This window comes from Mycobacterium tilburgii (assembly GCF_902168065.1).
GTDB lineage: Bacteria > Actinomycetota > Actinomycetes > Mycobacteriales > Mycobacteriaceae > Mycobacterium > Mycobacterium tilburgii.
Map to the genome: position 1 here is coordinate 52,471 of NZ_LR655692.1, position 12,984 is coordinate 65,454.

Consider the following 12,984-nt stretch of genomic DNA (forward strand, 5'->3'; position numbering starts at 1 on the left):
CATAGCCGTACCCGATCGACGCCGGTCACCCCCGTCGGCCCTGCTCAAGCTCGTCAACCCGGTGCTCGGTTTCCTGCTGCGCACCCCGCTTGCCGGCCCGACCCGCAAGCAGCTGATGGTGCTGAGCGTCACCGGGCGAAAGACGGGGCGGCCGTTCACACTTCCGATCAACGCCCACCTGATCGACAACGAACTGTATGCGCTGACCGGCGCCCCGTGGAAGCAGAACTTCCCGGGCGGCGCCCCCGCGGAGGTTGTCTACGACGGCAAGAAAACCGCGATGCGCGGCGAGCTCATCCGCGACCGCGCCGTCGTTTCCGACCTGTATCACCGCTGCGCCGAATCGTATGGCGTGTGCCGCACGCAAACCATGATCGGGTTGAAGTTCCGCGACCAAACGCATCCCGACCCTCGAGGAGTTCGGCGAGGCCGTCGATTGGATGCAGCTGGGGGCGATCCGGCTGACCCCGGCCGCCTAGCCGCCGCCCGGCCCGCACGGCCCTGCCCCCGCGGCCGCACGCGTTCGGCTGATCGCCGGCTCGTCGAAGCCAGCCTCGCGCAACGCCCGCCGCACCGCGCCACCGACCGCCTCGGCGGCATCAGCCGGCACCAGCGCGATCACCGAGCCCCCGAAGCCGCCGCCGGTCATCCGGGCGCCCAACGCCCCGCCGGCGACGGCGGTGTCGGCGATCAGGTCCAGATGGGCGGTGGTGATTTCGAAGTCGTCCCGCATGGACGCGTGCGAGGCCGTCATCAGCCGCCCAGCCGAGACAAAGTCCGAATAACGCAGTGCGGCAACGAAATCCAATACCCGGCGGTTCTCGGTCAGCACGTGACGGGCCCGCCGGTGGTCGAGCACGTCGGTGACTACCGACAGCGCCGCGGTGCCGTGGTCCTGGACCTCCCGCAGCGACGACACCCCCAGCGCCGCGGCCGCCCGCTCACAGGACGCGCTCCGGGCCGCGTATTCGCCGCCGGCGTGCCGGTGCCGGGCCCGCGAGTCGATCAGCAGAAGCGCGGCGTCGCACGCGTCCGGGTCGAAGACCACCGGGTCGACGGTGATGTCGCGGAAGTCGATCAGCAGCGCCGTTGACGGTTGCCCGTACAGCGCGGCCAGTTGGTCGAGTAAACCCGTTGGCGCACCGACGTATTCGTTCTCGGCGCGCTGGGCCAACCGGGCCCGCTCGATCCGGTCGAGCTGCACACCAGCGGCCGAGGTGAGCGCGCCCAACACCGCGCATTCCAGTGCCGCCGACGACGACAGCCCCGATCCCATTTCCACCGTGCCTGTGATCGACATCGTCCCGCCGCGCACCCGGTGTCCGGCCCGGCGCAGCGCCCAAATCACCCCGGCCACATAACCGGCCCAGTCGGGCACGTCGCCGGGGGCGGTGGTCAGCGGGATGCGCACCGCCCCGTCGGCGCGATCGCTGCGCACCGTGATCGCGTCGGTATCCTCGGGCGTGAACGTCACCACCGTGCGCTGCGGTAACGCGATCGGCAGCGCGAACCCGAGGTTGTAGTCGGTGTGCTCCCCGATCAGGTTGATCCGTCCCGGTGCAGCGTAGTGGACCGTCACCCCAGTCCCCGCAGTCGCTCGGCCACGCTTTCCGGGGTGACATCGCTGATGAACGCGTCCATCGCCGATTCGGAGGCCGCCAGGTACTTGAGCTTGGTGGCGTTGCGCCGGATCGACATCAGCTCGACGTGGAAATAACCCTCGGCCTGCGCCTCGGTGTAGGCGAATTGGTGCAGCGCCGAAATATAGGGCAACGGAGCCGAATACATCCGGTCGAAGCGGCCCAGGACGTCGAGATAGAGTCGCGCGAAGGCGTCGAGTTCGGCGTCATCCAAATCAATGATGTTGCGCACGAACCGGTTCGGGTAGATGTGCACCTCGACCGGCCAGCGCGCGGCGAACGGCACGAATGCCGTGAACAGCTCGTTGCGGGTGACAATGCGACTGCCGTCGGCGATCTCGGCGGCCAGCAGGCTGGCAAAGAGGTTGTCGCCATGGCACATTCGATGCGTGTCTGCCTGTCCCAGCATCGCGGCGGTTCGGGGTGTCAGGAACGGGTAGCCATAGATCTGGCCGTGCGGATGAGTCAGGGTCACCCCGATTTCCTCGCCACGGTTTTCAAAACAGAACACCTGCTCGATGCCCGGTGCGGCCATCAGGTCGGCGCTGCGGTGCCGCCAGGCGTCGACGACCAGCCGCGCATGGGCGGGCGGCAGCTGCGCGAATGACCCGGTGTGATCGCTGGAGAAACAGATCACCTCGGTCCGCCCATGTCCGGGCGCCGCGGCGAAGCCGGCACCCGACGGCGCCCCCAACGGCGCGCCGGTTCCGGAAAGGCTGGGAAACCGGTTCTCGAACACCACGACGTCGTAGTCCGGTGCGGGCACCTCGCTGGTGAGGCCCGTCGGTCCGGGGCACAGCGGGCACTGGTCGGGCGGCGGCTTGTAGGTGCGGTCCTGACGCAACGCCGCAACGATCACCCACCGGCCGGTCGCCCGGTCGTACCGCAGCTGCGATTGGTCCGGTACCCGGGGCGGCAACGGTCGGCGATCAGCGACGGGCGCCGGGAGGTGCCCCGGCAACGCGAAAAACAACAGATCGCGGCCGTCGGCCAGCTTCGCCCGGATCGGCGCTGTCACGATGTCGAAGACTAGCCTGGCCGCCCGTCGATCAGGCCGATGTGCTCTGCGAGTCCTCCATCGCGTCGGCAACGAGCTCGTGCGCGGTGAGCAGCAGTTCGTCGAACACAATGCGCGGCGCAATTCCGTCGGCGCTCAACTGGCAGAAATTTTTGGCGATCTGTTGGGCGAGCAATGCCAGTTTCATGTTGCGCACCTGGGACAGCGACTTGAGCAGATTGAAGGCGGCCGCCTCGTCGACGCCGTAGACCAGCATCAGCATGCCTTTGGTCTGGTCGATCGCGCCGCGCCGTTCCGCGATGGCCGCCACCTTCGTCGTGATCGCGTCTTCGGACGGACGCTTGGGGGTGACGTCGACGTAGAAGCCGTGGGTGCCGATGACGTTGCCGCCGTCGTCGCAGACCTGGCCACCCACGACGACGACGTGGTGGACCGTACCGCGGGTATCGACGACGCGGTGCCGGGTGCTGAACGCCTGCCGGTTGGCCATCATTTTGTTGATCGTCGCCGTCTACCTTGCCGAGGTTCGTCGGGATGCTTGTGCGACAGCACGAGTTCGGTGGTGGGTGTCACCGTCCCCGGTTCGTAGCCGTGTAGCCGCTGCAAGCACTCGGACCATTCCCAGCGTTGGTCTTCGAATGTAGAACCGGAACCAGCCCACCGATTGCGGTTCGCCCCCGGTGAGTGCCTGTTCGAGGGCTGCTGTCTGACCGTCTAGTTCCCAAGCCATGGCGCACACTTCGACACGGTCGGGACGGCGGCCGGCGCCGGATCCCCACCGGCGTGTCCCGCCACCCTGGCGCAGCCGCTCCTCGGAGATCCGGCAGAGTTCGCGCGATCGGTCGATCTGTAACCGCGCACGCCAAATGGACGAGGCGACGTCGTTGCGCAGCGATCGACAGTCTCGGGCGGTGATCACGGCACGGCTGGAGCTTCGCAGCGAGACCTACCGCAGCACGGTGACGCGGCGGGCGGTCCGGGCGCGATGAGCCTTTTGCCGGCACGCGGAAAAGCAATACACGGCATCCGAGCGCCCGAAGAAGCTTTCGTGACACACCGCACAACTGGCCCGCGTCATAGCCGTTACGTTACAGATATACAGGCCTTTAGCGACACCCCACCTGGTGTTTTGTGTTCGGCGCTGAAACTCGGATGAGGCCGGCAGGCACCCTGGAGTGAGCCCAGGAGAGGCGGTAACTAGTGTCGGGTGGGCGCGACGTCCGTGACCGCAGCCCTGGCGGTACCCGGCGAGACGATCCGGACTCGGGCCGCACCGGCGGGCTGCGCGGTACCGCGCGGGCAAACTACGAGCGGGCGCAAAACTGGTGGATCGGGTCCGAGGGCCTGCTACGGCTCCGGATGGCGACGCGGACGACCGCTTCCCTGGCGTGTTCGCTGGCGGCGTTGTTCTGCTGGCGCCGCACAACATCGCCGCCGCCGCCGTTTTCGTCGTGGTCGTCTTCGTCGCGGTCTATATCCGGCCGGTACGGCCCCGCGGCCGGGCACTCGGCATGGTCGCGTTCATATCCTATTTCTTCACGTTGTATCTGCACGGTATCTGCACGCCAAGGCTTCCGAGTTGCCGTGGATGATCGCCGCCGTAGTGGTGGGCACGCTGTGCGCCCACGTGATGAGCAGCTACGTGGTGCCCGACCATCCGGAAGGCGTGCTGCGCGAGACGATTCGGGCACTGCGCGCACGGATGGCGATCGTCGTCGACACCACGGCCGAGGCGGTTCGGACCGGACGGCTCGACGAACGTCGACGGCGCCAGATGCGAGCCCGCACCATCCGCCTCAATGAAACCGCGCTGATGGTGCAGACCCAGATCGAAGACAAGGCCGATCCCGCCATGCTGTGGCCGGGGTGACCAGCCAGCAGCTGGCACCGTGGTTGTTCGACGCCGAACTGGCTGTCGAATGGGTCGCCAATGCCGGCCGGCAGGCGGCGTCCATCGCCGCCGGCGACCACCGCGATCCCGGCCGGCATCCGCATGGAACTGGTCGACGCGCTCCCGGTCTCGCCCAGTCGATCCGCATCCCGTCGCTGGCCGGTCTGCAGCTGGCCGCGTGACAGGCGCAGGCCGTCCTGGACTGGCAGTCGTCGCCCCCAACATCCGACCAGGTCGCGGTACGCCGCCTCGCGCTGGCGACCATCAACGCCGCCAACGCGACCGCCGAAGTCCGGGGCAATAGTCGAGGGAGTAGAGGGGGTAGAATGGGGCGAGCTGACCACCGTCGGTCCGCAAGACGCCCAGCCCGCCGACCCGCAAGCCAACAGGGGTCTGTTGCAGATTACCCGGCAGGCGATCCAGGTGGCGATCGCCGCGGCGTTGGCGATCGTGACCGGCGAGCTGGTGTCGCCGGGCCGCTGGTTCTGGGCGGTGATCGCGACGTTCGTGATCTTTGCCGGCACCAAGTCCTGGGGGAGACGCTGACCAAGGGCTGGCAGGCGGATGCTCGGCACAGCGCTCGGCGAGCCTTGCGGCATCCTGGCGGCCACGCTGTTCGCCGGTGGACACGACCGCCGCGCTGGTAGCGATCTTCATCTGCCTGGTTTGCGCCTTCTACTTCATGACCGTCATTCATGACCGTCACCTAATAGCCTGATGACGTTCTGGATCACCACCATGCTGGCGCTGCTCTACGACCTGCTCGGCCAGTTCTCCCCCGCCGTGCTGATGTTGCGCATCGAGGAGACCGTGATCGGGGTTGCCGTGGCGATCCTCGTGTTGCCGACGAACACGAGAACCGCCATCCGCGAGGCCACCCGGAAGTTGTTGAAGGCGCTGTCGGAGCTGATCGAAATCTGCACTGCGACGCTGTGCGGCAGCCAAGAGACCATCGGCCTGACCGAGCAGGCCCGCCAGCTCGACCGGACCCTGCAACAGTTCCGGATCACCGCCAAGCCGCTGCTGGCCGGCGTGGCGGGCCTGGCCGGTCGCGGCACCATCCGGCGCGGCCTACGGGTTTTCACCGCCTGCGATCGGTACGGCCGCACCCTGGCCCGCCGCGACCATCATCACCGTGTCGTCGGGACTGGCGTTCGTGCCTCTGCGGGCGACCCCGAGCTACAACGCGTCGAAGGGCCGCCGTCCACATGCTCAGCGAATCACTGCGGCTGCCATTCGCCGGTTCCACGGTCGAGACCAAGGAGCTGGTGCCGCCGTCGGTGCAGACGGATCTGGTGCCTGGGCAACGCGATAACGATGCCGCGATGGCCACTGGACGATTTCCTCGACGAGGTCATGCGGTTGTTGGAGAACGACCCGGGTGCCAACGAAATTCAGGTCGAGCGGGTGAAGTTCCTGCGTTACGGCGAGGCCCGCGGCGACTACGACGAGGTCGTCGCGGGCCTCAACGCCAGCGACCCAAGTAACCGACATTTCGTTCCCGATGTATGTCCAGTCGTGTCGTCACGCCCGCAGGGCGAACGCTTCGACCGGCCGGTCGTAACCACGAAACTGCAGGCACCGCGCATCAGGTCGTCCGCCACCCCAGCCGCGACGAGCAACTCCCCGCCGGCGGCGTGCTGTTGTATCCGGGTCGAGAGGTACACCGGATCGCCCAGCGCGGTTAAGTCGACCACCATCTCGCCGACGTTGCCGACGTAGGCAACGCCCGCGTTGACCGCGAGGCCCAGCCGCAACTGGGGTCCCACGTCCCGCCCGTAACCGACGGCCCGCAGCAGCTCCATGCCCGGCCAACACCGCGCGGCGCCGGTACTGCGGTCCGCTGATACCCCGCACGATCGCCATGACCTCGTCGCCGATCAGCTTGTCGATCAGCGCGTCGTTCCGAAGCAGGGTCTGCGTGGCGGTCGCGTAGAACGCGGTTGAGCAGCCCGAGAAGTCCGCGGCGTCGTGACGCCGGCCCAGCACGATGGAACCGCGAACGTCGGCGAACAGCACCGCGACGTCGACCTCGGCGCCGCCCGGGGAAGCGCATCGCATCGGCTGCACAGGTTGGGATTTTTGCGGGACGGGCTGAACCCGGCCGCGGCGAAGGGGCACGTCCCACCGGCCCGCCGAACGGGTTGTTACATACCTTGTGGCGCGGCGCCGACGGCAGGTAACGAAATATCCGCCGGGTCCTGACCAGAGGCGCATGACCCTCCGTTAACACCTTGTCCCACGGCTGGTTTGGGACCACCGGAGCCGTGCGGGTGGCAGCATCGAAAACGACCATGCCGACAGTGTCAGCCCCGAGCGAGTGCGGCACATGAGGCATCGGCCCCAAAACCGTCCCGCGCCTCGTTGAAACCCCTCACCATGGCCATACATTATCTGAAAGTTGTCTACCAACGTTCGTACGCTGCGGATTCCGGGCTAAGGAGACCGCCATGGCCGTCGATACTGTTCCCGCAAGCGTTTTCGACGCCGACCTGCCCATGCTACAGTACGAGGCGGCGGAAACTCCCGCGCAGGTCTACCCGCGCATCGAAGCCGCTTTTCGGCCAGCGGGGTCAAAGACATCACCGACGCCGCCGGTGTGCCGAAAGGCTCGTTCTACGCATACTTTTCGAGTAAGGAAACCTTCGCCGCGGCGGTTCTCGATCACTACTGGTCCGACATCGAAGCCCGGCTACTGCCCTTGCTCGACGGGGAAGGACCGGCGGAGAAGCGAATCACCCGCTTCTTCCACGCGCTCGCCGACGAGCACGAGGCGGGCGACTTCTTGCTCGGCTGCTTGGTCGGCAATCTGTCACTCGAGCTTGGCGGCGCCAGCGAACCGGTGCGAGCCGAGCTCGTTCGCATTCTCGGGCGCTGGGACGCGGCGCTCACAGCGTGCGTGCGCTCCGGCCAGACCGGCTCCCCGGGCGAGGTCCGGGCGGACATCGATGCGGCCGAGCTCGCCTCGATGCTGATCGAGGCGTGGGAGGGTGCCGCTTTGCGTGGGAAGGTGACCCGCAGTCGTGCACCCTAGGAACGGTTCGAGACCGTCACGGTGCCGGTCCTGCCCGCTGAGCCGAATGTGCAAGGAACACGTCGGTGACTTTGGGAGTTGATTAATAGACGACTGGTCATCTATGGTCCGATCAACCGAGCGGAGGACGACGCCGATGACCACCCGACCAGCTACGACGAACCGCAGCACCCCGCGCTACTGAGCGCGAAGTTCGAGCTTGATCACGACCATGTTGCGCGCTGGTCGTCACCGATCCGCAGATCGACTTCCTCAGCCCCGGTGGAGTGTCGTGGCCCGTATTCGGCGCCAGCATCCGCGACAACAACACCGTCGCTCACCTCGGCGAGCTCTTCGACGCCGCGAAGCTCGCGCAGATCACCGTCGCGTTGTCGCCACACTAGTTCTATCCGTCCGATCGCCAGTGGCGCTTCGGCGATCTGCTCGAACAGTTCATGCGCAGTGTCGGCATGTTCGAACGCCGGGGCGCGTACACCACCGACGGGTTCGCCGAGTCCGGTGCCGACTTCCTGCCCGAGTACCGGCAGCACATCCACTACGGCCACACGGTGATCGCCTCTCCGCACAAGATCGTCGGCCCCGAATCCAACGACCTTGCGCTGCAACTACGCAAGCGCGGCGTCAACCAGGTGGTCCTGGGCAGAGATGGCCGCCAATCTGTGCGTGGAAGGCCACCTGCGCGAGCGCATCGAGCAGGACTTCGAAGTCGCTGTCGTAAAGGACTCCACCGCCGGCCCTCGCCTATCCTAAGGCGACGGTTACCTGGCCGCGCTGGTGAACTTCCGATTTCTGGCCAGCGCCGTCCGGACCACCGCCGAGGCGGTCAGCAAGTTATCGAGACATGTTGTCACCCAGCGTTTTTCGTCGAGGTGGAAGCACACCCCTACCACCCGCAGGGGGAACTGCACGAACTGTGCGCGACCGAGGACATCATCCTGCTGGCTTTCGCGTCACTGGGCCACGCCCTGGAGCCCCGGTTGCTCGACGACCCGCTGATCGCCGACATCGCACGGAGCGTCGGGAAGACTCGCGCATAAGTGTTGCTGGCCTGGGGAATTCAACGTGACAGTGCGATACTGACACGGGATCGGTCAACCCCGCACGCATCCGTGAGAACTTCGACGTCACCGCACTGCCGCAGAGTGCCATCGACGAGATCAACGAACGCCTGGTCACCCGCATTCAATTCCGTTGCAGACGCGGGAGTGCCGGGTTTCGCGGAGGTGCCCGCCGGTAGCTGAATCGGTGCGCACACGTCTGACGAATGTGCTGCGCGCGGCGCGGACGCATTCATAAAATGCCGCATGGGTGTCGGCATGATCCCGGACTTCGTGCTGGAGCTGGTCGCGTGAAAGCGTGGCAAGTCAACGAATTCGGCGAGCCGGCCGACGTACTCCGCTGGGTGGACCGAACGCTGGGAGACCCCGCCGCCGGGCAGGTGCGGATCCGCGTCACGGCGGCTGGTCTCGGGCTGCCCGATGTGCTGATGTGCCCGGGGCACCTACCCGCTGACACCGCGGCTGCCGCTCACCCCCGGCCAGGAGCTGGTCAGCACCGTCACCGCGGCCCGGCCGGGCGTCGACTTCGCGGTCGGCACCCGGGTGCTGGGCATCAGCGACTTCCTCGGCGGCCACGGATCCCTCGCCACCGAGGTGCTAGCGCATGCCGGCGTCATCTTCGCGACGCCGCCCGACCTGGACGACGCCGCCGCGGCGGGATTCTGGATCCCCAACAGGACCGCGTGGATCGGGCTGGTCGACCGCGGCGGCCTCACCGTCGGCCAACGCCTGAGCGCTGCACGCCGAGGTCGTCGTCGTCAGCGACGACAGACGGGCCGAATTCTGCCGATCGCTGGGTGCCGACCACGTCGTCATCGCCGACGGCGACACCACCGCCGGCGGCGCACCGCTTGCCACGGCGTTGCGCGAGGCGACCGACGGGGCGGGCTGGACGTGATCTTCGATCCCGTCGGTTTCGCCAGCGGTGCGTGGCCCACCCCCGACGTCCAGGTGATAGTGCTGACCAACACCACGCGGCGCCATCCGGTCCGCGGTCAGTGCGAAGATGTCGTTCCAGGACATTCCCGCCGCGCGAGGGACTGGGCGTACGGCGAGTCCTCGGCAAGATCGTCGCCGAGATCGACGGTTGATACCAAGCCTGAACTGTGGTGGCAGGTACTGGATTCGAACCAGTGTAGGCGTAAGCCGACGGATTTACAGTCCGCTCCCATTGGCCGCTCGGGCAACCTGCCGCCTAGCAGGGTACAACGACCGGGTAGACATTTCACAAACGGCTCGGAGCCACACCCTAGGAGGGGGATCGCATGGCGGACTCATCATTCGACATCGTCAGCAAGTTCGATCGGCAAGAGGTGGACAACGCGCTCAACCAGGCGGCCAAGGAAGTGGCCACCCGCTTCGACTTTCGCGGTACCGACACCAAGATCGCGTGGAAGGGCGACGATGCAGTCGAACTGACCTCGTCCACCGAGGAGCGCGTCAAGGCCGCTGTCGACGTGTTCAAGGAGAAGTTGATCCGACGCGACATCTCGATGAAGACGTTCGACGCCGGCGAACCGCACGCCTCGGGCAAGACCTTCAAGGTCACCGGCACGCTCAAGCAGGGCATCGACAGCGAGAACGCGAAGAAGATCACCAAGCTCATTCGCGACGAGGGCCCCAAGACGGTGAAAACCCAGATCCAGGGCGATGAGATTCGCGTCACCAGCAAGAAACGGGATGACCTGCAGGCCGTCCAGGCGCTGCTGCGCAACGCGGACCTGGACGTGGCCGTGCAGTTCGTCAACTACCGCTAAGGGGTTGCTGGCCCACCAACCGGCGGGATGCCTAGTGTAGTGTCGAGCTGCACACTGCTAAGCGAGGTGCACGATGACCGTGACTCCCCCGCAGGCCACCGGACAGCCGCCGGTCGAGGCCGGCTATTTCGACGTCGTCATCGTCGCCGCCGGGATATCCGGCATCGGCACGGCCTATCGCATCGCCGAGCGCAACCCGCACCCCACGTACGCCATCCTGGAACGCCGCGCGCAGATCGGCGGACCTGGGACCTGTTCCGCTATCCCGGCGTGCGACCAACAGCAGCATCTTCACGCTTCCTTTCCGTTCGAACCCTGGTCCTTTCCGTTCGAACCCTGGACTCGCAAGGAAGGCGTCGCTGACGGCGCCGACATCCGCTAGTACCTGGCCGCCACGGCGCGCAAGTACGGCATCGACCGTCACATCCGGTTCAACAGCTACGTCCGTTCCGCGGACTGGGATTCGGCCTCCGACACCTGGGCGAACACCGTCGATCAGGGTGAGGACAGCACGATCTACCGCAGCCGGTTCGTGTTCTTCGGGTCCGGCTACTACAACTACGACCAGGGCTACACCCCGGAATTCTCCGGCATCGACCAGTTCGGCGGAACCGTCGTGCACCCCAGCACTGGCCGGAAGACCTGGACTACACCGGTAAGAAAGTCGTGGTGATCGGCAGCGGCGCGACCGCGGTCAGCCTGCTTCCGTCGCTGTCGGACCGCGCCGCCACGGTCACCATGCTGCAGCGCTCCCCGACCTATCTGATCTCGGCATCCAAGTACAGCTGGTTCGCCGCGGTGATGAGTTTCCTGTTGCCGCAAGGCTTCTCGCCTGGCCACCCAGACCTACGCCGCGTTGACCGAAGCCGTGTTCTTCCGGTTGTCCCGCAAGCTGCCGGGCATGGTCCGCAGGCTGCTGCGGCGCAAGGCGATCACCAGCCTGCCCGAGGGGTACGCGGTCGACGTCCACTTCAAACCGCGGTACAACCCGTGGGGCCAGCGGATGTGCCTGATCCCCGACGCCGACCTGTACAACTCGATCACCGAGGGCCGCGCCGAGGTGGTCACCGACGAGATCGACCACTTCGATCAGCGTGGACGGCGAAATGATCGATCACCGTGAACGTTTCGTCTACAAGGCGCACATGCTCGAGGACGTGCCGAATCTGTTCTGGTACGTCGGCTACATCAACGCCTCCTGGACGCTGCGCGCCGACATCATCGCCCGTGCCACCGCGAAACTGCTGGTGCACATGACTTCTCACGGCTACACCCACGCCTAACCCGTACCTGGGCTCCGTGCCGATGGACGAGAAGCCGTCCTGGGACATCGCCGGCTACGTGAAACGCTCGGCGCACGAGCTGCCCAAGTCGGGCACCAGGCGACCGTGGAACGTGCGGCAGAACTACCTTGCCGACGCCCTCGACTACCGGTTCGACCGCATCGACGAGGCCATGGAGTTCGGCCGGGTCGCCGACCGGGTGGCGGTCGCGGGCTAGCCGCTCGCGGCCCGCCGCTGATTCCCAGGTAAATTGCTACCGCGCAAATTGCTACAAAATTTGGGACGACGGCAATACGCTGACTCCATACCAGCCGAAAAGCGCGAACCCAAAGTTGTTGTCCTCGGTGGCGGTTTTTGGGGAACCACGGTGGCGTCGATCTGCGCGCGCCAGGGACCGACCCTGCAATGGGTGGGTTCGGAAGAGACCGCCGACGACATCAACGAGGGCACCGCAACACCCGCTACCTCGGCGGCGAGGTCGAGCTGAGCGACACGCTGCGCGCGACCACCGATTTCGCCGAGGCCGCTAACTGCGCCGACGTCGTCGTGATGGGCGTGCCCTCGCACGGATTCCGCGGTGTGCTCACCGAATTGGGAAAAGAGCTGCGGCCGTGGGTTGCCGGTGGTCTCGTTGGTCAAGGGGCTCGAACAGGGCACCAACATGCGGATGTCGCAGATCATCGAGGAAGTGCTGCCGGGTCACCCGGCCGGCCCCAACATCGCGCGCGAGGTCGGTGAGAGGTATGCGGCCGCGGCAGTGCTGGCTATGCCCGACCAGCACCTGGCCACCCGGCTGTCGAGGCTGTTCCGCACCCGGCGATTCCGGGTCTACACCACCGACGACGTGATCGGCGTCGAGATGGCCGGGGCGCTGAAGAACGTCTACGCGGTCGCCGTCGGCATGGGCTATTCGCTGGGCATCGGTGAGAACACCCGGGCGCTGGTGATCGCCCGCGCGCTGCGCGAGATGACCAAGCTGGGCGCGCTGGGGAAACCCCGAGACCTTCCCGGGGCTGGCCGAGCTGGGTGACCTGATCGACACGTGTACCAACCAGCGCAGCCGGAACCGGCACGTCGGGGAACAGCTCGGCGCCGGCAAGCCGATAGACGAAATCATAGCGTCGATGAATCAGGTCGCCGAGGGGTCAAAGGCCGCGAGCGTGATCATGGAATTCGCCAACAAGTTCGGGGCTGAACATGCCGATCGCCCGCGAAGTCGACGCGGTGATCAACCACGGATCGTAGGTAGCCGGCGCCGAGAGTGCGTCCCGGGCGCCGACACGCCGACGCGGCCCGCCGTAGG

Annotated in this window: 11 protein-coding genes, 1 tRNA gene and 6 pseudogenes; 12 read left to right on the forward strand and 6 right to left on the reverse strand. The window is 66.5% G+C overall.

Annotated features, from left to right (window positions below; genetic code table 11):
- The first annotated feature begins 1 nt into the window (after position 1).
- A pseudogene (locus FQ389_RS18825) lies at positions 2-479 on the forward strand (hypothetical protein).
- Here the strand turns inward: FQ389_RS18825 and FQ389_RS02820 are convergent.
- The 3 genes and pseudogenes from FQ389_RS02820 to FQ389_RS02830 form a co-directional block, all read right to left on the reverse strand.
- Positions 476-1,579 (reverse strand): galactokinase, encoded by a 1,104-nt coding sequence (locus tag FQ389_RS02820; RefSeq protein ID WP_144205993.1) that lies wholly within the window; start codon positions 1,577-1,579, stop codon positions 476-478. The pseudogene FQ389_RS18825 and the gene FQ389_RS02820 overlap by 4 nt on opposite strands.
- Positions 1,576-2,661 carry a galactose-1-phosphate uridylyltransferase gene (gene galT / locus FQ389_RS02825; RefSeq protein WP_407662732.1) on the reverse strand — a complete coding sequence of 362 codons (1,086 nt, stop codon included), beginning with the start codon at positions 2,659-2,661 and terminating at the stop codon, positions 1,576-1,578. The genes FQ389_RS02820 and galT overlap by 4 nt, the downstream gene beginning before the upstream one ends.
- A 28-nt stretch (positions 2,662-2,689) precedes the next feature.
- Positions 2,690-3,388 (reverse strand): annotated as a pseudogene (locus FQ389_RS02830) (ANTAR domain-containing protein).
- A 658-nt stretch (positions 3,389-4,046) separates the two neighbouring features.
- Here FQ389_RS02830 and FQ389_RS02835 point away from each other — a divergent pair.
- From FQ389_RS02835 to FQ389_RS02860, 7 genes and pseudogenes are all read left to right on the forward strand, one after another.
- A complete protein-coding gene (locus FQ389_RS02835) occupies positions 4,047-4,250 on the forward strand; it encodes a hypothetical protein (RefSeq protein WP_144205995.1) in 204 nt (67 codons plus the stop codon).
- The gene (locus tag FQ389_RS02840) at positions 4,238-4,528 is read left to right on the forward strand and encodes a hypothetical protein (RefSeq protein ID WP_144205996.1); all 291 of its coding nucleotides are present in this window, start codon (positions 4,238-4,240) and stop codon (positions 4,526-4,528) included. Before FQ389_RS02835 ends, FQ389_RS02840 begins: the two co-directional genes overlap by 13 nt.
- Complete coding sequence (locus FQ389_RS02845) at positions 4,525-4,731, forward strand: hypothetical protein (RefSeq protein WP_144205997.1); 207 nt, start codon at positions 4,525-4,527, stop codon at positions 4,729-4,731. The genes FQ389_RS02840 and FQ389_RS02845 overlap by 4 nt, the downstream gene beginning before the upstream one ends.
- A gap of 214 nt (positions 4,732-4,945) precedes the next feature.
- Complete coding sequence (locus tag FQ389_RS17665) at positions 4,946-5,095, forward strand: hypothetical protein (protein ID WP_186296241.1); 150 nt, start codon at positions 4,946-4,948, stop codon at positions 5,093-5,095.
- 568 nt (positions 5,096-5,663) lie between these two features.
- Positions 5,664-6,040 (forward strand): annotated as a pseudogene (locus tag FQ389_RS02850) (SDR family NAD(P)-dependent oxidoreductase); the annotation flags it as partial.
- A gap of 1,078 nt (positions 6,041-7,118) precedes the next feature.
- Positions 7,119-7,196, forward strand: a pseudogene (locus tag FQ389_RS21955) (TetR/AcrR family transcriptional regulator); the annotation flags it as partial.
- A 54-nt stretch (positions 7,197-7,250) separates the two neighbouring features.
- The gene (locus FQ389_RS02860) at positions 7,251-7,583 is read left to right on the forward strand and encodes a TetR family transcriptional regulator C-terminal domain-containing protein (RefSeq protein ID WP_407662733.1); all 333 of its coding nucleotides are present in this window, start codon (positions 7,251-7,253) and stop codon (positions 7,581-7,583) included.
- Between the two features lie 203 nt (positions 7,584-7,786).
- Here the strand turns inward: FQ389_RS02860 and FQ389_RS17670 are convergent, their stop codons facing one another.
- Positions 7,787-8,128, reverse strand: a complete 342-nt coding sequence (locus FQ389_RS17670) for a hypothetical protein (protein WP_186296242.1) — start codon at positions 8,126-8,128, stop codon at positions 7,787-7,789.
- 324 nt (positions 8,129-8,452) lie between these two features.
- Here FQ389_RS17670 and FQ389_RS17675 point away from each other — a divergent pair, with 324 nt between their 5' ends.
- Positions 8,453-8,620, forward strand: a complete 168-nt coding sequence (locus FQ389_RS17675; RefSeq protein WP_186296243.1) for a hypothetical protein — start codon at positions 8,453-8,455, stop codon at positions 8,618-8,620.
- 618 nt (positions 8,621-9,238) lie between these two features.
- Here the strand turns inward: FQ389_RS17675 and FQ389_RS02870 are convergent.
- Together FQ389_RS02870 and FQ389_RS02875 are read right to left on the reverse strand one after the other, a co-directional pair.
- Positions 9,239-9,664, reverse strand: a complete 426-nt coding sequence (locus tag FQ389_RS02870; RefSeq protein ID WP_144205999.1) for a hypothetical protein — start codon at positions 9,662-9,664, stop codon at positions 9,239-9,241.
- Positions 9,665-9,748: 84 nt separating this feature from the next.
- A tRNA-Tyr gene (locus FQ389_RS02875) sits at positions 9,749-9,834 on the reverse strand.
- Positions 9,835-9,906: 72 nt separating this feature from the next.
- Here FQ389_RS02875 and FQ389_RS02880 point away from each other — a divergent pair.
- The 3 genes and pseudogenes from FQ389_RS02880 (at position 9,907) to FQ389_RS02890 (ending at position 12,926) form a co-directional block, all read left to right on the forward strand.
- The gene (locus tag FQ389_RS02880; RefSeq protein ID WP_144206000.1) at positions 9,907-10,398 is read left to right on the forward strand and encodes a YajQ family cyclic di-GMP-binding protein; all 492 of its coding nucleotides are present in this window, start codon (positions 9,907-9,909) and stop codon (positions 10,396-10,398) included.
- 73 nt (positions 10,399-10,471) lie between these two features.
- A pseudogene (locus FQ389_RS02885) lies at positions 10,472-11,898 on the forward strand (flavin-containing monooxygenase).
- An 87-nt stretch (positions 11,899-11,985) separates the two neighbouring features.
- Positions 11,986-12,926, forward strand: a pseudogene (locus FQ389_RS02890) (NAD(P)H-dependent glycerol-3-phosphate dehydrogenase).
- Positions 12,927-12,984: the final 58 nt, after the last annotated feature.